Below are 19,152 nucleotides of genomic sequence, written 5' to 3' on the forward strand. Positions count from 1 at the left end.
GCAAAATATGACTTTCTAAAGATTGCATAAGCCCACAGCAAAATATGACTTTCTAAAGATTGCATAATCCCATAGCAAAATATGACTTTCTAAAGGAAGGTCTAGCTTAGTTGTGCTTAGGAAATTAGGTGTAATTTAATGCCTGGGGCCTCTTGGGCAGTTATTGGTAAATTTTGGCTGAATAGCTGTCATTGTTGCGGTTTTTTTGCGTTGTATGTCGCAAAATTTTTGTATAATTTAGTGTTTGTGCCAAAACTTACAAGCACTATAACTGTCTTTTTTTGAGTCAATTATAAGTAGCGTTAGTAGATCACGGCTGCTCTTAGCATGGTAGTGGTCTAGTTAAGGCCTTACTCCTAAATTCTTTAGGATTCTGTTTTAATGTGGTTGCAGCGCAGATGCGCTGAAAAACGTCTTACCCCAAGGTAGCTGCGTTTTTCCAGAGAGGTGTTATGTCAGAGAATCTTGTCAACTTAATGAACCTTGATCCAGATGGCTTAAAAGAGTTTTGTGTGGCTCATGGTGAAAAGCCATTCAGAGCAACTCAGATCTTAAAGTGGATCTACCAATGGGGCGTAGTTGACTTTGATGAGATGTCCAACATCAAAAAAGACACTCGTGCCATGTTAAAGAAGGTAGCTACTATTCAGGCTCCTGAGATCGTAAGTGAACAAAAATCTGCAGACGGCACCATTAAGTGGGCTTTAGATGTAGGCGATGGCTCATTAGTTGAGACTGTATTAATTCCAGAGCCTGATCGTAACACCTTATGTATTTCTACTCAGGTAGGCTGCCCGGTTAAGTGCTCATTCTGCCGTACCGGTAAGTCAGGCTATAGCCGCAACCTTACTGTAAGTGAAATCATTGGCCAGGTATGGCGTGCTGCTACCCGTGTTGGTTTTAGCGAGAATGGTGAGTACAAGCCAATCTCCAACATCGTAATGATGGGCATGGGTGAGCCTTTATTAAACGTACAAAACGTTTTATCTGTAACCAAGATTTTGCTTTCTGATAATGCTTTTGCTTTATCTAAGCGCCGCGTTACTATCTCTACAAGTGGTATTGTTCCTGCCCTCAATAAGATCGCAGGCAAGGTAGACGTGGCTTTAGCATTATCCTTACACGCTCCGAACGATGAGTTACGTGACGTGCTCGTACCAGTTAATCAGAAGTTCCCACTTAAGGATCTGTTAGCTGCAGTACGTAATTACATTGATAATTCCAATGCCAACTGTGGTCGAGTCACTATTGAATATGTACTGCTCGATCATGTAAACGATTCAACCGATCAGGCCCATGAACTTGCTGCGCTCTTAAAGGACATTCCTTGTAAGATCAATTTAATTCCATTCAATCCTCATGAGGATTCTGAATATAAGCGCCCAAGTAACAGCCGTATCGATCGCTTCTTTAAGGTGCTCACTGAACAGTACGGTATGACTGTGATTACCCGTACCACTCGTGGTGATGATATCGCCGCCGCTTGTGGTCAGCTTGCTGGTCAAGTTCAGCAGCGTCGTCTGCGCGGTTTAAATGAGCAGCTTGAGAAGCTCAAAGACACCAAGATTGAGGCTAAGGTCAGCACAGGTAAGGAATAAGATAAATACACCATTACCTCAAATTTGCTAGGTAATGGGTTTATCAAACAACTGTGTCAGTCTTAGCAAAATTCTGCTGCAGCGTGTCAAAGCACGCGTACATGAGGCTAAAAAATGGCAGCAAAGTCCAACAAAAACAAGTCAAAATCTGGCGGCATGACCCTTGAGGACGCTATCGAAAAGTCACGTGTTCAAGTTGCCAACAATCCAGAGCTCGTTGAGAAGAAGAAGTCCAGCGCTAAAGGTGGTGAAGTTAAATCAGAGTCTTTGCGCTCTAAGTCTTTCTTTCCTCAAGGAATCGATACCTCCGGTTTAGAGGAAAATGAGAAAGACGAGAACCTCAAAGTCAAACCTGAGGCGCTCGAGCCTCCAAAGGTTAACCCTTACACTTACGAGTCTGACGAAGAGAACGAAAAGAAGCCTTATGAAGAGCTTACTGCAGGACAGCTGTTACGTTCTCATCGTATTAAGCGCAAGATGTCAATCAACGAAGTTGCCAACGAGATTCGTGCTCGTCCAGCTACTGTTGCTGATATCGAAAACGATCGTATGTGTTTCCATACCGTTAAAGATTTTGCTGAGAGCTTTATTGGTCGTTACGGTAAGCTCTTTGGTCTGGATCAAGATGATTTAATTGCGCGTTATCGTAAGCAGCTTGCTCAGAGCATTACTGTTATCTCTGATGAAAAGCCAAAAAAGAAGTTTGATATTCAGCTTGCGCGTAGTTGGCTGATGGTGGTGTTAGTAGTCTTAGTGGCTACTGCAGGCTATTTTGTCTTCTCTGCTCAAGAGGCGAGCAAAAAAGAAGAGCAGAAAGTCCAAATAGCACAGAACGCACAGATTGATACCACTCAAAGTGCTGTAGAGATTTATGCCTCGAACGCACCACAGAACGGCCAAGGCCAAGTTGTGATTCAGGATCCTAATAACCAAAACGGTCCTGAGGTACGTGTAGTTGATGAAAATACTGCTCGTGCTACTGCTCAGCAAATGGCTATGCAGCAAAGTGCTGATGGCTCTATCGATTTGAAGCCTGCTCAGGCAGCAAAGGAGAAGTCTCCGCTTGACCTTCCACCAAATGCCAACATAAGTGTTGCTAGTAATGCCAACATTGGCAATGCCAATATCACTGTTGCTAACAATGCCAACAACGGCAATGTCAATATGAGCAATGCCAACATAGGCAATGCCAATATCACTGCGCCAGCACATACTAATATGACTGTTGCTACCGAGCAAAGGGATGAAAAGCTTGCTCAAGCTAAAGCCAAAGCTGAGGCAGAAGCTAAGGCAAAAGCAGAGGCTGAGGCAAAAGCAAAGGAAGCTGCTAAGGATGTGGAGCTAAGTGGTAACCTCAAGAACATCTCAAGTTCTGTTCGTGTGGTAAACCGTGATGGTCTAGCATCTTTAAATCGTGCTGAGATTAGCGTAATCAAGAGAGTTGCCTTAAAGGTTGTTGATAGCAGCGGTAAGGTGTTAGCCTCTGGTACATACGACAATGGCGATAGCGTGAAGGTAACTGGTATTCCGCCAATTAATGTACAGATCTCTTCAACTGACGCAGTGAAGATTTCATACATGGGCGGTCATATCTCTATGCCAGCAGGTAAGCAAGTTAAGTTCGACCTGCCAATGCGCTAAAAGAAATAATGGCATTTATATATGGCTTGTGATGACAAGCATCATTCAAAACAGGGCTAATTCTTAGGCTTTGCTACTTGATGATGCTATGAGCTTTTTAAAGGGGTAACTGCAGAGCCTAGGGCTTTGTTGTTACCCCTTTTTGCTGCATAAAACCTAGATTTGTCGGTATGATTGAGCTTTTAGCGCAACTTTGCTGCATAGATTAATTTTGTGTAGTACATTATGACGATTAAGCTTGGCCATTGCTTTGCTGTATTTGTGCAATGGTGCGGGCACATAGTTTTATTTTGCTGTACTCCAGATAAAGTAAAGAGGCAATGTCTTTACATTAAAGCTGGTAGGATAGGTAGGCTAGACCAAGACTAAAGCTGTATATGGTGCTTTGCTTGGTGCATTTGAACTACCTTATTGAGAGGAATATCAATGGAATGGCAGGCTCCTGAGATCAAGCGTCGTAAGTCACGTCAGATCAAGGTTGGTTCAGTACTTGTTGGCGGTGATGCTCCAATTTCAGTTCAGAGTATGACTTGCACTGAGACCTTAGATGTTGAGGCTACTGTAAAGCAGGTTAATGATCTTGCAGATGTTGGTGCAGATATCGTACGTGTATCTGTTCCTACACTACCAGCTGCCGAGGCATTTAAGAGCATTTGTGCGCAATCTAAGGTTCCTGTCGTTGCAGATATTCACTTTGACTATCGTATTGCTATTGCTTGTGCCGAGAATGGTGCTGCAGCTTTACGTATCAATCCAGGTAATATCGGTTCACGTGAAAAAGTTGAGGCAGTGTGTCAGGCAGCTAAAGACCACGGTCTGCCAATTCGTGTGGGTGTAAATGCTGGCTCCTTAGATAAGGATCTGCTCGATAAGTATGGTTCTCCAACCCCTGATGCAATGGTTGAGGCTGCACTTCGTTCAGCTGATATTCTGGAGAGCCACAACTTTAGAGATTACGCCTTCTCTGTAAAGGCATCCGAGCTTAACTTATGCGTCGCTGCTTATGAAAAGCTGGCTTCTGAGTGTGATGCTCCTCTGCACTTAGGTATTACTGAGGCTGGTGGTTTAACTGGCGGTACCGTACTTTCATCTATCGGTTTAGGCTTACTATTATCTAAGGGTATTGGTGATACTCTGCGTGTTTCTTTAGCTGCCGACCCAATTGAAGAGGTTAAGGTAGGTTGGGCTATCTTAAAGAGCATGCATTTAAGAACCCGTGGTATCAACGTGGTTGCTTGTCCAACTTGTTCACGTCGTGGTTTAGATGTAGTTGGTACTGTTAAGTCCTTAGAAGAGAAGCTCTCAGACATTCGTCAGCCTGTTAAGGTTGCTGTGATGGGTTGTATCGTTAACGGCCCAGGTGAGGCATTACGTGCTGATGTTGCTATCTGTGGCGGTAAGAATGGCATGTCCATGATCTACGAAAACGGCGAAATGATGGGTCGCATCAAGAACGAAGAGATCATCGATCGTTTAGAAAGCCGCGTCCGCGCCATCGCTGCTACCAAATAATTTAGATAGTTGTGTCCGCGCCATCGCTGCCACTAAATAATTTAGATAGTTGCGCCCACAAATATTTTAGCAAGCTTGTTTACGCGCAATCGGTTGATGGCGTAGCAGCTGCAAAATAATCTAGCGAGCTTGTTTACATGCACCACGTGATATAGCGCTTGAGGCTGCCAAATAAGCTAGCAAGCTTGTTTACACGTACCACGTGATAAAGAGCTTGAGGCTGCCAAAAATCTAGCGAGCAGCAAGCTCCCAAGGTTTGCTTGATGGTGGCGCAATGCAAACAATTGAAAACGGCATATCTTCTTAGCTTGAAGGTGTGCCGTTTTGCTTTTTGATGGTATGTAAACAAATATGAGGTGGTAGTTAGTCTGTGTTTTGAGGCTAGCTGATGCCTTAACTTATGTGGATTGAGGACAAATTGAGCTTATCTTTGCCGATTGTGTGAAATAGTGCTTGCAACGGGGCGTGTCTTTTCATAATCTTAACAGTTGCATTTTTTCGGCTAAGACTAAGTTATAGCTAAGCACAATCGCGTACAATAGCTGTTTACTGTGCAATGAGCAGGACTTGTTAGCAAATGCCTTGTTTAGTCAAAAGCGAGATATTTGCTAAAGGTTCTGTCGGTTTTAGAAGAATCAAGTTAAAGGATCGAGAGTAATGGCCCAGTCTATTCAGGCAATTCGCGGTATGAACGATCTGCTTCCTGAGGATACTTCCGTCTGGCAGCAGGTTGAGAAGGTCTTACGTGACACTACAGCCTCTTTTGGCTATAGCGAAGTACGTATGCCTATCGTTGAGCAGACCAATCTTTTCTGCCGTGCTATCGGTGAAGTGACCGATGTTGTAGAAAAGGAAATGTACACTTTCGAGGATCGTTCAGGTGATAGCTTATCACTGCGTCCTGAGGGTACAGCAGGTTGTGTGCGTGCTGCCTTAGAACACTCCTTAATCTACAATCAGGAGCAAAGACTGTGGTACATGGGCCCAATGTTCCGCCATGAGCGTCCACAAAAGGGTCGTTACCGTCAGTTCCATCAACTTGGCGTTGAAGTGTTTGGTTTAAATGGTCCAGACATCGATGCTGAGATCATTGCCCTTAGCAATGAGATTTGGCAAAAGTTAGGTATTAGCGAGCACTTATGTTTAGAGCTCAATACCTTGGGTAATGCCGAAGAACGCGCTGCTTACAAAGAGAACTTAGTTAAATACTTAGAGGCTCACTTTGAGGATCTGGATGAGGATTCTAAGCGTCGTACTCACACCAACCCACTGCGTGTGTTAGACAGCAAGGATGAAAAGGTTCAAGAGATCTTAAAAGGCGCTCCATCCTTATACGATTTCTTAGGCGAAGAAAGCCGTAACCACTTTGAAACCTTACAAAAGCACCTGACCTCTTTAGGCATTAGCTTTAAGATTAACCCACGCTTAGTACGTGGTCTTGATTACTACAATCTGACCGTATTTGAGTGGACTACTACTGCTTTAGGTGCTCAGGGTACTGTTTGCGGCGGTGGTCGTTATGACGGCTTAGTCGAGCAGTTAGGTGGCAAGGCAACTAAGGCTGTTGGTTTTGGTTTAGGTTTAGAGCGTTTAGTGCTTCTCCTTACTACTTTAGAAAAAGTAGCACCTAAGCCACAGGTAGATGTATATGTTTGCGGTATGGGTGAAGAGGCTGAAGCTGAGCAATTACTTTTATGCCGTGACTTACGTGCAGCTTTACCTGGTGTAAAGATTATGAACCACTGCGGCGGCGGTAACTTCAAGAAGCTGTTAAAGCGTGCTGACAAGGTTCAAGCTAAGGTCGCTGTGATCTTTGGTGATGATGAGCTTAAGAACAACACCCTGTCAATTAAGGACATGGCAGCTCAAGATCAGCAGACTGTATCTCGCACTGATGCAGCTGCAGCTATTCAGGCTGTCTTAAACAAGTAAGCATTGCATAGCAGCCACAAGGCAGCTGTAGGATTTAATGCTTACTTAAATGAATAATTTGATTATGGCTTAGGCTAGTGTTGCGTAAGCCCAACTTACGGCAGAGCTTGTGTATAAGCTTAGCCGCAACTAAATGAGGTCAAGATGGATATCTTAACTGATGAGCATGAAAGAGAAGAGGCCGTCCGAAAGTGGTGGCATGAGCACTGGAAGTCAATTGCCTTAGGCGTCACTATTGCTCTTGCTGGTCTCGTGGGCGTACGTCAGTACCAGGCTTATCAGCTTTCTGAAGATCAGAAGACTGCATATGAGGTTTATCAGCTGCAAAAGCAGATCTCCACTCAGGGCGTAAATGCAATGAGCAATGCTCAGGCATTTTTAGATCAGCACAAAGACGCTTTTGGTGCCATCTTAGCTTTAGATATGGCAAATGCTCAGATCAGCGCTAAGAACTACGTAGAAGCCGAAAAGTTTGCTTCATTTGCTGCAGCTAATGGTGGTGATCTTATCGCTCCTCAGGCCTCCATCATCAAGGCACGCCTCTTAACACAAGATGGCAAGACTGATGAGGCTTTAAAGACTCTTGATAGCATCAAGTCAACTGCCTACAAGGCTGAGGTTGCAGAAACTCGTGGTGACATCTACATGTCATTAAACGATCGTGCTAATGCACGTACTGCATATCTTGATGCCATCAACACTAACAAGGCTGACAAGATTCAGATTAGCCCAATGTTACAGCTCAAGTTCGATAATGTAATTGTTGAGGGTGATACTCCTGCCTACAAGATCGTCGCAGAGCAGGCTAAGGAAATGTCAGCAGTTTCAGCTCAGTAATAGCTAAAGCCATAGGCCAAAGCGCTCAATAGAGTAGCTTGATGAGACATGATGAGATCTCATGATGCCTATGGTTTTCAATTATGAGCGTGACACTATTGTTGATATTAACTAGGCTACAATAGTGCTTCTTTCATTTTCTTAGCTTAGGTACTGGCAATGTAGTTGTCTTAGTCTAAAAAGGCTTAAAAGATAGGGCCAATACAGCTACAATACCTCATGCAAGCCTGAATTTTCGGAAGTTAATACCATGTTAAAGTTAAAACCAGCCTTTGCCTTAATGCTAGCTTTACCAGTTATCGTGGGTTGTTCTACTAATGACAACCGCTACGATCCTGTTGATGCTCCTGAAATCAAAAATCTGTTCAGCCTGGATGAGGTATGGTCTAGCTCAACTGGTGGTACTGGTGATTTCTATTCAGAGCTTACCGTAGCTTTCGATGCTAACAATGTCTACACAGCATCACGCGATGGCGATGTAATGGCATTGACTTTAGATCGTGGCTCTAAGGTTTGGTCAGTTGACTTGGCTGACGAGGATGAGAACGATGAGCGTCGTTCTGCTCGTGTTTCTGGTGGTGTAGCTCTCGGCGGTGGCAAGATTGCTGTTGGCTCTGAAAACGGCTATGTCTATGTACTTAATGCTAAAGATGGCTCTATTCTTTGGAAGAAGTACATTGAGGCTGAGGTAATTGCTCGTCCTGCTTTCTCTGCCTCTGGCGATAAGCTGTTTGTTTTAGATGCTCGTGGTAACTTTACTGCTTTTAATGCCTTAGATGGTTCAAAGCTGTGGGTTACTGGTGATGCTCCACAGGAGCTGCGCTTAAGAGCCCAGTCAAATCCATTAGTTGTTGGCGATGAGTATGTATTAGTTGGTACTTCCTCTGGCAAGGTCAACGTACTGCTGCAGTCTAATGGATCAACTGTAAATCAGGTTAATGTTGGTGAGTCTGTAGGCAAGACCGCTCTTGAGCGTATTGCCGATGTGTCCTCATCCCCACTTATCTTAGGCAACGTTCTGTACGCAACTTCTTTTTCAGGCGGTATGGTGCAGTACGATCTGTCTACCTTCAACTACATCATGCGTTTAGGCTATCAGTCTAGCCGTGATTTAGGTTATGACGAGCACTCCATCTTAGTAACTGCCGATGATGGTACCGTCTCTTGTATCAATCGTGCTGACAGCTCACAACGTTGGGCTAATACATCTTTAGGCTATCGTCAGGTAACCGCTCCAGTCGTTTTTGGCAACTACGCAGTGGTTGGCGATTATGAGGGTTATATTTACTTCCTCGACATGCAAGATGGCTCGATTGATTACATGGAGCAATCTGACAGCTCTGGTATTAGCGCTCAGCCAAAGGTACAAAACGGCAAGCTCTATGTAATGGCAAAGGACGGCTCATTAAACGTTTACAGCTACACAGACCAAGGTCGTGCAAGTGCTGCTGTATCTGTTGAGCAGAGCAATGACATGTTAGCTGCAAGTGCTGCAGCTGGTCTGACCCTCAATCACCCTGGTGTTTACGATGGCGGTATTTACGCTCCATCTGGTGTAAGCCAGGAGGCTTTAGAGCAACGTCGTGCTGCTATTATTCGTGCTGTAGCTCAGCAAGAGGCTCAGATTGCTGCTCAAAGACGTGCAGCAGAAGAGGCTATGCGTGCTCGTGCTGAGTACGAGAAGCGTCGTGCTGCTTATGAAGAAGAGCGTCGTGAGCGCCTCTCTGGCTTCGGTATTGCTCAGGGTATCCGCTCCGATCTTGATGAGGCTGAAGATACTGCAAATGAGAGTGCCGATACTGAGTACGTAGAGGAGAACAATACTGAGGCAACTACTGAGGCAACTGCTAACGACTCAGAAGATGACAACACCAAGTCATCAGGCTTTGGTATCTACTAAAGTACTCAAGCTAAGGTCAAGAACGCCTAAGCTTTACTAAATTTTGTGCTCTGTTAGAGCCATAAAAACAGGCCTGTCTAGATTTTCTAGGCAGGCTTTGTTTTTTGTGATTTTGCTTGCAGTTCTAGACAATTGCGGGCAAAATACACCACAGATTTTTAGGCAGAGTTTCTGTCCAAAAATTTAGATTCATAAGACGAGCATGGATACTTAAGCCTTGCATACTATTCACGTCTTTTGTTTCTAAAAGCTGGTACGTTTGTAGCGCATCAGTGCCATGTGATGTGTGACCGCAATTGTTGGTAAGACGGGCTCATATCATCAACATAGGCAACCTTAAGCTAGGTTAATGTGCCTAGACTTGGAGTTTATGGGTAGGGGTTGCCATTTATTGGACGGCCACATTAAGGCCTTGATCCAAATGTGTCACGAGCAAAAACATTTCCTTTAACAGATGACCATGCAGCAAACGAGTGTGCTAGCTGCCATGAGCTGCAATCAAGTCATCAAAACAGACCTCATCACAGTTAAGCCTTTGGATAGTGGGGATACCACAAGCTATAAAAATACAGTTAGGCAGTTTAAAAGCTAGGCCTTTACTAAAGCCATATTGAGATTTTTTGATCTTACAGTGGGCTTTGGTGGAGACGGTAAAAATGCTTATGTGCCTAGATAAGCTTGAGTGTCGGTCGTGAGGATGTTGTTTGCTTATTGTTAGGCCTAGTTATCCGGTCTTTACATACGTTATGAGCACTAGAGTTGCCATAAGACTCTATGTGCACGATGCTCATTGATCACAGCTTTGTAGCTTAAGGCCCATTTAGCTGCAGACCAATTGCCGCAAGCTTTTGTAGCTGCATGGCATTAGCTACAGCCCAATTGCCGCAAGCTTTGTAGCTGCAGGCTATATGATGCGTCAAAGTGCTGAGCGTGTTTTGAAGGGAGCTTTTTCTCTTTAACACTAAATCATGGCGTAGGTTTAAGATCTGAACGGCAGAAGATAGCGCGGGTAGCGCGGTCTTACTGTTGCAAAACCAGGTTGTATCGCGATAGGTCTAATGAAGATCATGGCTTTTGTTTAGCTTAAGTTAGCTAAAGATCGTGCATGAGCTCGTAGATCAAGGAATTGCAAATGAAGGTAGTAGCCTTAGTAGGTTGCCCAAATGTGGGTAAGTCTACACTGTTCAATCGTTTAACTAAGACCCGTGATGCCTTAGTGGCAGATTTTCCAGGTCTTACTCGTGATCGTAAGTATGGCCGCGCTCTGTACGATGGCCGTGAGTACATTGTTATTGATACTGGTGGTATTGCTGAGGATGCAGAGCAGCCATCAGATTTAACCAATCGCATGACCTCTCAGGCTCTTTTAGCTATTGATGAGTGCGATCTCGTGTTATTCATGGTGGATGCCCGTGCTGGCATCATGCCTGGCGACTATTCAGTTGCTGACTACATTCGTAAGTCAGGTAAGCCATGTGCCGTTGTTGCAAATAAGATCGACGGTATGGATCCTGATATCGCTGGTACTGACTTCTATGCCTTAGGTTTAGGTGAAGTATTCCAGACTGCTGTTGTGCACGGTCGTGGCGTTAATATTCTGCTTGAGGAAGTAGTTGCTCCAGTTTTACGTGAAGAAGGCCCTCTTGATAGCGACATCATTGAAGATGAAGACGATGATGATTCTGAGTGGGAAACTGGCTTTGAGTTCTTAGAGAATGTTCCAGTAGATAGAACTGGTGGTGGCTTTGACTGGCACGCTTTCCGTGAGGCACAACGCGCTCATGCTAAGGGCGAGCACTCTGAAGAAGAGCTTAAGGCTGCTGAGCAGAGCACTAAGACTCCATTTGCTGACCTGCCAATTAAGTTTGCTTTAGTAGGCAAGCCAAACGTAGGTAAGTCAACTCTGACTAACCGTATGCTTGGTGAAGAGCGTGTGGTTGTGGCTGATATGCCAGGTACCACCCGTGACTCTATCTACATTCCTTTAGAGCGTGAAGATCAGAAGTACATTGTTATCGATACTGCTGGTGTGCGTAAGCGTCGTAAGGTTAATGAAGCCGTTGAGAAGTTCTCTATCGTTAAGACTCTTAAGGCTATTGAAGACTGTAACGTAGCTATCTTAGTTATCGATGCTCGTGAGCATATTACTGATCAAGATCTGTCACTGCTCAGCTTCATTATCGACTCTGGCCGTTCTTTAGTTATTGCAGTTAACAAGTGGGATGGTCTCACACAAGAATACAAAGACGAGATCAAGGCTGAACTCGATCAGCGCTTAGGCTTCGTTGACTTTGCCCGCGTTCACTTTATCTCTGCTCTGCACGGTACCGGTGTTGGCAATCTCTTTGAGTCCATCTTAGAGGCCTATGAGTCTGCTACTCGTCGTAACAGCTCTTCAATGCTGAACCGCATTCTCTCTGCTGCAACTCAAGAGCATGAGCCTCCTGTATCTGGTGGCCGTCGTATTAAGCTTAAGTATGCTCACGCTGGTGGCTATAACCCACCTCGAATCATCATCCACGGCAATAAGGTATCTAAGATGCCTGATAGCTATAAGCGCTATCTCATCAACTGCTATCGTAAGTCACTCAAGATCATGGGTACCCCAGTGTTGCTTGAGTTTAAAGAGGGTGATAACCCATACGCAAACGAGAAGCCAGCACAAAAGCGCTTAACTCAGTCTAAGATCAGAGCTGATAAGCGAAAGGCAGAGACTGAGCGTCGTTATGCTCGTGCTGCTCAAAAGGCTGAGCGTGCTCAAAATCGTGAGATCGCTGAGGCTAAGCGTACTGGTGCAGGTTTAGTGCTCAAAAAGCGTCCAAAGGCATCTGCAGTATCCAATGCTCCAAGCAAGGGTCAAGGCAAGCCAAAGAACGCTGGCAAGAAAGGCGGTAAGAAGTAATTCTTAGCCCATAAGCACAATGCTCATAGGCATGCACTCAAAGTAATACGCTTAGATGTATACACTCAGTGCAGCGTAGCTAAATAGCTAGCCCATTCAAGTTCAAAGCCGTCTGGTTCTTAGTTTTGAGCCAGGCGGCTTTGTTGTATATATCTAGTCATGAAAAGCGGCTTTAGGGAGCTGGACTTTATTTGTGTAAAGTACAGTATGTAAAAGTGGGCGCTTTTTGTCAGAAGTGGCTGTTTTGTGGGATTAATTAGGTATGGCTATTCAGTAAATGTTTCACTAGCATTTTGCATTGCTGCATCAATTACGCATCAAAAGATGGCAAGTGTCGAATCTTTGCTCTCACTGCTGTTTTTTATTACCCAAAAGTTGCGCAAACTGTGATATTCATCGGCTTTTGTAGCTATGATGCTCTAATTTTCATATTACTTAATACAGTTTTGTAATATTGTATAGCATCCTTGATCACCAAGGTGGGGCATGAATACTACCAAAGCGCAACAACTGGTATTTATTTGTGCACACTATTTAGTGATGGCTTAAGTTTTTGATATCCTTATCAGGGTTCATTCTAGTTTTCATAATTAAAGTAACTAGGATGCAACTGAGCAAACCTCACGGAGTAAGTTAAATTCTCTAGAACTATTTTAGAGATTATGTTTAGTGTTAGTATGGTAAGGGCTTTGTTTGAAAAGACATGCTCTACTCATACCCTGTTACAGTCAGTAGTTATCTACTTATGATGTGCCAAGCATTGAACTTAGAGCTACTGAGTTGTGTTTTAGCATAATGTAACAGGTACACTTAAAGGCTTATGCCTTGTAATTATTTAGTTAAGATCAAGAATAATTAAGTTAGTCGTCGGCTAAAGCGAGCTTCTCTTGCTTCTTAATGACCTGCATAGGTTTTTAGAGTAGTTGTTTGCATGTTTATTTTTTTTTGCTTTGGCCTAATGCAGATATATGTCTGCTTTACCGCTTACTTATGGTGACTTTAGATGTTCTAAAGTAGTTGGGTATAGCGGTGTGCCTTTGTTGATTTGTACTGACTAATTCGGTACCACAGGATTGAAACGCAAAATGGACGCTAAAGTAACTGATAACCATGAGTTATCTCCTTCTGAAGTTACGAAAGTAGAAGAATTAGATGGCGAGGTTGTGAAGCCAAAGCGCACACGTCGCACTAAGGCTCAGATTGAGGCAGAAAATGCTGCAGCTCTAGCCGCTAAAGAAAATGGTGCTGAGGCTGAAAAGCCAAAGCGCACTCGTCGTACCAAGGCGCAGATCGAAGCAGATAATGCTGCCAAAGCTGCTGCTCTCGAGGCTTGTCCAGATTCAGAGGAAGAAAAGCCAAAGCGTACCCGCCGCACTAAAGCCCAGATCGAAGCAGACTCTCAGATCCAAGAGGCTAAGCCAAAGCGTACTCGTCGTACTAAAGCTCAGATTGAGGCTGATAAAGCAGCCGAGGCTGCTGAAAAAGGAGTGCAGCTTGATCTCCTCATGCAGCTAGCTAAGCAGGCTCAAGAGTCTGGTCAATTAGATCCTACTGCTGTTGCAGCTTTAACTAATGCCCTTTCTCAAAACAAGGAAAAGGCAGAGCTTGAGAGCTCTGACGATGCTTGTGATGATGAAGTCTCATTAGATAGTCAAGAGACTGCAGACACTCAGGAAAGTGCAGCGGATAATGACACCACTGCAGCTGAGAAAAAGAATGCTGATGCAGCTGACAGCGAAAGCAAGGCTGCTGACGGCGAGGGTAAGGCTGCTAATGCTGCTGATGCAGCTGACGGCGAGAGTAAGGCAGCTGATGGCGAGAGCAAGGCTGCTGATGGCGAGAGCAAGGCTGCTGAGGCTGCTGATGGCGAAGAACAGCCACAGCCAGAAAAGAAGTTCTCTTGGCGCGATTTACGTCCTGTCTTAACCGAAGAAGAGCGTGCCGAGCGTCGTGCCCGTGTTGAGGCTGAGCGTAAGGCTGGTGAAGAGCGCCGTATGCGCGATAAAGAAGAGCGCATAAAGTTCTTAAATTTCTTAGCTTTAGCTTTCCCAAAGGCAATCTTTATTGATCGTAATGAACGTGTACCACTTAAGATCGGTATCGCCCAAGATATCTTAAAGCGTCTTGAGGGTATGGATGCTCAGTACAAGTTCTTTGATAAGCAGCGCTATAAGATTCTGCATAACTACTGTCACTCTTTACCATACCTTGAGAGAGTTGCTGAAGGTGTTACCCGTATCGACTTAGACGGTAATCCAGCAGGCGAGATCGAACCAGAACACCGTGAGAATGCTAAAGAAGAGATCGTGCGCATTCGTAAGCAGATTGATGCTGCAGTAAACCGCGCTAAGAACAATAACAACGGTCAAAACAAGCGCTTCTTCAAGGGTACTGGTAATAACAACAACGGTAGACCAAATAACAACAACCGTCGCTTCAATAACGGTCAGCCTAACAATAACCAAGGTTACCAAAATCGTGGCAACTACCAAGGCAACAGTGGTTACAACAATCAGGCTAATGGCGGTTACAACAATCAAGGCAATCGCGGCAATTACCAGAACCGCTATCAGAACGGTAATAACTACAACTCCCAAGGTAATTACAACTCTCAGGGAAATTACCAGCCACGCCGTTATAACAGCAATGGTAATCAGGGCAATTATCAGCAGACTGGTTATCAAGGTAGACTTGGTGCTTTCAATGGCCAGAGCAACTACCAAGATCGTGGTAATTACCAAAACCGTTACCAGAACAACGGCAACAGTTATAACAACAACTCCCAGGGTAATTATCAGCAAAATAACTACGGTGGTTCCAATAGCAGTTACCGTAACAATCAAGGTTATAACGGAGCTACTACTGCTTATCAGCAGAATGGCTACAACAAAAACTACAATTCAAACGGCAATGACAATGGTGGCTATCGCAATCGCTACCAGGATAATAACGACAACCGTGGTAATCAGGCTACTCCTAGCACTACAGTTACTAAGCGTCGTGTCTATACCGTCAAAAAGAATGATCAGTAAGGTTTAAGCAGATTAAACGATCCATATCTTTTAGCTGCTTGCTTTAATTAAAAAAAAAAGCCTCTGTGATCGCCATGATCTCAGAGGCTTTTTTTTTCAGTCCAAACTAGCAAATTACCCACAAAAAAGGCCTCAAACGCTAATGCGCTGAGGCCTTTTTGTCGCAAGCACTAAGATACGCACGATCTTTTAGCATCTATGATCTGCATGCGTCAGTAACGCTTTGCGTGGCGAGCTTGGTAGCTGCTATGCAAGCGTGCGTGCATGGATGCAAGCAAGAGCACATACGTGCAAGCAAGTGTGCGTGTATGTATGCATGCATGCATGCGTGCGTAAGGCACGCATGTCATCTAGTAAGATCTTATGTTGTTGAGTGCTTATTCGTAACGCTTAACGAACTTACGGGTTGGGTATTTGTCAGTATCAGCCTGAGTTACATAAGGCTTACGTGGGTCAAGCTTATGTGCATGGCACTTACCGTGGTTGTAGCCAACTAAGCCCTTTAAGTGAACTTGGTGATCTTCAGCAAGGTAGTCAGGCATGAAGCGATAGAGCTTCATAGCATCTTCGATGAAGTAGACGATGAACTGAATTTGCTGATCAGCAAGATCTAATGCTAACTGCTCGTTCTTTACGAGGTAAACAGTACGCATTACCATCGCAAACATACCAGCAAGTGAGCCGTCAAAGAAGTCTGCAATATAGTAGTCACGAGTCTCGTGAATCTTATTGAGCATCTCAGAAACGCTCTGCAGCATGAAGACGTAATCGATACGAGTCTTAGGACGCTCTTCTTTAGTCAGCAGCTTGATGATGATGTGACAGATGTAATCGAAGGTATCGTTGTCAATAAGGCTCTTGTCTTGCTCTTCAGTAAGCTCAATGGCAAAGGTCTTCTCTTCGTCCATGAAGCGTACAAACTCATCACGGTCAAAGTCAGGCAGCGCAAGCCACTTCTCTAAGAGATCTTCGCTGTGGACTGGCTCTACTTCCTTTAAGGCAGCACCATCAGAGCAGTTGAAGTAGTTAAGCTTGTTATTAGCCTTAGCGTTACGGATGATAACTTCCATGTAACGAGCTGAGAGCTTGTACAGGTAGTCAGAGTAAACCACACCACCAAAGTTACCCTCAAGGGAGTAAACAAGACGCTTGTAGCTTGGTACAGGATCATCACTGTCACTACTTTCACGGTTGTAGAAGAGGTTCTCATCAGGGTGAGTTTTTAAGTCTTCACGCTTAGTGCCGTTATCAACACCAAATAAGTAAATGTTCTTAAAGCCAAACTGAGTTGCTGCAGCTACACCTAAGTTACCCACTAATGGGTTCATTAAGGAGATAGGCATAACCTCACGCCACTGATCGTAAATCTTACCTGCAGCCAGCCAGAAGAAGGTCTCATCACCCTTACCAAATACGGCAGTGTGATCGAAGAACTTAACTACCTCAGGGTGAATAACGTCACCGGTAACTAAGATGAGATCCTTTAAGAACTCACGATCTGGGATGAGGCTTAAGTGCTCGGATACAATACGTAAACGCTCAGTTGCACCATAGAAAGTAGGGCGAATACCTGCGTTGTACAAGGTCTCAACAGCAGTACCGCAAGCTAAGATAACGACCTTATCCTGAATCTTACGTAAGAAAGGCAGATCATGAGATAAGGATGGACCATTTGCAACCACCACAAAAGGTGTGTCCTCTTGCCACTTCTTAGGGAAGTCGACGTTGCGCTTAACGAAGTGAACATGGTTGTGCAGGTGGCTAATGCCATGAGCAACCGCAAAGAGGTGATCGTCATAGAAGCCTAAGGTTGCATAAGCACGCTCGTAGTCTTCAACGATACGATCGGAGATCTCGTTAATCTCCTTAGAGCGGTAGTGAACCATTGACCACATATAGCAAGCGAGCATACGGCCATGGCGCTGATAGTAGTTGTTAAGATCCTCAAACACCTCTTCTTTAGTCTGACCAACCATCAGGTAAATACCACGGTTGTTTTCATTTAAGTAATTTAAGAGGTTTGCCCAGTCAAAGGCGTGTAATGAGGCAAAGAACAGATCGATATTAGGCTCGATAAGTACGAGGTTACCAATATCAACCTTCTCATAGAGATGGCCTAAGTGATAGCCCAAGCCGCAGCCTACGATAATACAGATAGGGCATGAGCCAGTAACTGATGGATTATTAACGTTAGGAATGTGCTGCTTATTAAAATCCACCATGTGGTTTAAGTAACGGTGGTGGATCTGGCCTAATTGCTCAGCGTCTAAGCCGTAGTTTAACTGTCTAAAAGGAGAGCGCTCTAAAACGAGGTCTACCTGAGAGTTACACAGTTCAACTGGATCATAAACTTTGTAGAAGAACTCGCCACGTGCAGGGAAGTACAGATTAGGCACACCATTAGAGGTGCACATGAACTCTAAAGGCTCACTTGGGCGGAAGTTCTTAAACTGCTCATAGATGTCCGGCATGAACTTCTTAAATGCTTGCATGTTATTGTCAAAACGTGCAATCAGCATTTCGGTCATGGCTTTTTGCAGCTCGATGAGCTGATAGACGTGATCTTTTAAGAAGCTCTCGTCCATCTGAGTTACGTGCTTGGACATTTCATCAAGATCAGATGGGTCAAAGCCAAGCTCCTGCTTGAACTCATTAGCAACTTCTTCGCGAGTCTTCAGCTGTGCGTCAATCGCAGAAGGAGCAGCATTATCGTCGATGTTCTCCCATGCCTTAGGTGGCTCACTGTACTCAGTGGTGCCGTTGCTAGCAGTTGGCTCTATTTCCTTAACCATAAAAATGTCCTTTTAGCCACTAGTTATCTTAGAAGCTACATAATCGAAAGGGGCAACAGCAAAATGTCCTGTGTTGCAGTGGCATTTTGCTCTCGCACCTGAGTTAGTTTTAACGATGCAATCATTAATCGTAAGCTTAGCGCTCTAATTTAAGCCTTATGAGGCTATATGATTACTTGTCAGCGTCCTATTTATGCAAGATTCACGCTAATAATGAGAATTATGACAAGGTAGCTCTCATTGCCAATATTAAAACGGCGTATATAAGCACTTTATAGATACTAAAAATTTTGTAACTAGAACTAGGGATAACCTAAAGTTCGCTGCTCTGATATCTTTAAAGCCAAAATCACCGTCAATAAGTTAGTGGCGAGCCTGACAATTCCTCCAACGCACAGATCATGGATGGTAGGGTAATTAAATTGCCCAAAAAGCAAAGCCCCGCTGCTGACAAGAGAAGCGGGGCTTTAAATAAGCTTGTAGCTTTCAAAGCTTATGAGCCTTAGAGTCTTAGCTTGTTAATTCTTATTCGAAAATTGACTTAGGCTTGCCGTAGCCATCAACTTGGGAGTACTGATTCTTGCCCTTGCTGCCCTTTTGGAACTTGTAGAGCTCTTGACGTACACGCTTGAACTCATCGTCAAGAAGATCACGCTGTTCTACTGTAACTTCAAGCAGAGACTTTAAGTACTCATTAAGCTCGGTCTTATCTTCAATGGTCTGAGCAAGATCGTTTAAACGACGGAACAGAGCAACCTTATCCTGAGTTAAAGCTGCTGCAGTATCAAAGTCTTCAGCCTCGAGCGCATCAGCAATAGCATCCTCGTTATCATCAATTTCTCTTGCAAGATCAAGCAGTTCCTGGTTCATACTGTCCCCTTTGTGATATGAAAGCCAAGCGCGTTATAAACCATATGCAAATAAGCATAGGTCTACTTTAATCCACGCTTAGTGGATGCCAAATATTCTAGTTAAAAGCTAGCCCATCTTATGGCTAGCAGAGCTT

9 protein-coding genes and 1 pseudogene are annotated in these 19,152 nt (G+C 44.3%); 8 read left to right on the forward strand and 2 right to left on the reverse strand.

Going from position 1 to position 19,152, the window contains the following annotated elements; translation table 11 throughout:
• The first annotated feature begins 452 nt into the window (after positions 1-452).
• The 8 genes and pseudogenes from rlmN (at position 453) to H524_RS16590 (ending at position 15,354) form a co-directional block, all read left to right on the forward strand.
• Positions 453-1,598: a dual-specificity RNA methyltransferase RlmN gene (gene rlmN, locus H524_RS0108365; RefSeq protein WP_027939891.1), complete on the forward strand. Its 1,146-nt coding sequence runs from the start codon at positions 453-455 to the stop codon at positions 1,596-1,598.
• A gap of 114 nt (positions 1,599-1,712) precedes the next feature.
• Positions 1,713-3,239 carry a helix-turn-helix domain-containing protein gene (locus H524_RS0108370; RefSeq protein WP_027939892.1) on the forward strand — a complete coding sequence of 509 codons (1,527 nt, stop codon included), beginning with the start codon at positions 1,713-1,715 and terminating at the stop codon, positions 3,237-3,239.
• A gap of 426 nt (positions 3,240-3,665) precedes the next feature.
• Entirely contained in the window at positions 3,666-4,751 is a 1,086-nt protein-coding gene (ispG, locus tag H524_RS0108375) for a flavodoxin-dependent (E)-4-hydroxy-3-methylbut-2-enyl-diphosphate synthase (protein ID WP_044121837.1), read from the forward strand.
• 657 nt (positions 4,752-5,408) lie between these two features.
• Positions 5,409-6,683 carry a histidine--tRNA ligase gene (gene hisS / locus H524_RS0108380; protein WP_027939894.1) on the forward strand — a complete coding sequence of 425 codons (1,275 nt, stop codon included), beginning with the start codon at positions 5,409-5,411 and terminating at the stop codon, positions 6,681-6,683.
• 144 nt (positions 6,684-6,827) lie between these two features.
• Positions 6,828-7,520 (forward strand): YfgM family protein, encoded by a 693-nt coding sequence (locus H524_RS0108385; protein WP_027939895.1) that lies wholly within the window; start codon positions 6,828-6,830, stop codon positions 7,518-7,520.
• Positions 7,521-7,770: 250 nt separating this feature from the next.
• Entirely contained in the window at positions 7,771-9,420 is a 1,650-nt protein-coding gene (bamB, locus tag H524_RS15015; protein ID WP_052339005.1) for an outer membrane protein assembly factor BamB, read from the forward strand.
• 1,132 nt (positions 9,421-10,552) lie between these two features.
• Positions 10,553-12,124 (forward strand): annotated as a pseudogene (der, locus tag H524_RS15020) (ribosome biogenesis GTPase Der); the annotation flags it as partial.
• A 1,283-nt stretch (positions 12,125-13,407) separates the two neighbouring features.
• The gene (locus H524_RS16590; protein ID WP_027939896.1) at positions 13,408-15,354 is read left to right on the forward strand and encodes a ProQ/FINO family protein; all 1,947 of its coding nucleotides are present in this window, start codon (positions 13,408-13,410) and stop codon (positions 15,352-15,354) included.
• Between the two features lie 377 nt (positions 15,355-15,731).
• Here the strand turns inward: H524_RS16590 and H524_RS0108410 are convergent, their stop codons facing one another.
• Positions 15,732-18,146: a motility associated factor glycosyltransferase family protein gene (locus H524_RS0108410; RefSeq protein ID WP_027939897.1), complete on the reverse strand. Its 2,415-nt coding sequence runs from the start codon at positions 18,144-18,146 to the stop codon at positions 15,732-15,734.
• Between the two features lie 525 nt (positions 18,147-18,671).
• Positions 18,672-19,016, reverse strand: a complete 345-nt coding sequence (locus H524_RS0108415; protein ID WP_027939898.1) for a flagellar protein FliT — start codon at positions 19,014-19,016, stop codon at positions 18,672-18,674.
• Between the last annotated feature and the right edge of the window lie 136 nt (positions 19,017-19,152).

This window comes from Anaerobiospirillum succiniciproducens DSM 6400, assembly GCF_000482845.1.
GTDB lineage: Bacteria > Pseudomonadota > Gammaproteobacteria > Enterobacterales > Succinivibrionaceae > Anaerobiospirillum > Anaerobiospirillum succiniciproducens.

Coding starts and splice junctions, on each gene's coding strand:
- rlmN (WP_027939891.1), top strand. CDS start 453: ATGTCAGAGAATCTTGTCAACTTAATGAACCTTGATCCAGATGGCTTA.
- H524_RS0108370 (WP_027939892.1), top strand. CDS start 1,713: ATGGCAGCAAAGTCCAACAAAAACAAGTCAAAATCTGGCGGCATGACC.
- ispG (WP_044121837.1), top strand. CDS start 3,666: ATGGAATGGCAGGCTCCTGAGATCAAGCGTCGTAAGTCACGTCAGATC.
- hisS (WP_027939894.1), top strand. CDS start 5,409: ATGGCCCAGTCTATTCAGGCAATTCGCGGTATGAACGATCTGCTTCCT.
- H524_RS0108385 (WP_027939895.1), top strand. CDS start 6,828: ATGGATATCTTAACTGATGAGCATGAAAGAGAAGAGGCCGTCCGAAAG.
- bamB (WP_052339005.1), top strand. CDS start 7,771: ATGTTAAAGTTAAAACCAGCCTTTGCCTTAATGCTAGCTTTACCAGTT.
- H524_RS16590 (WP_027939896.1), top strand. CDS start 13,408: ATGGACGCTAAAGTAACTGATAACCATGAGTTATCTCCTTCTGAAGTT.
- H524_RS0108410 (WP_027939897.1), bottom strand. CDS start 18,146: ATGGTTAAGGAAATAGAGCCAACTGCTAGCAACGGCACCACTGAGTAC.
- H524_RS0108415 (WP_027939898.1), bottom strand. CDS start 19,016: ATGAACCAGGAACTGCTTGATCTTGCAAGAGAAATTGATGATAACGAG.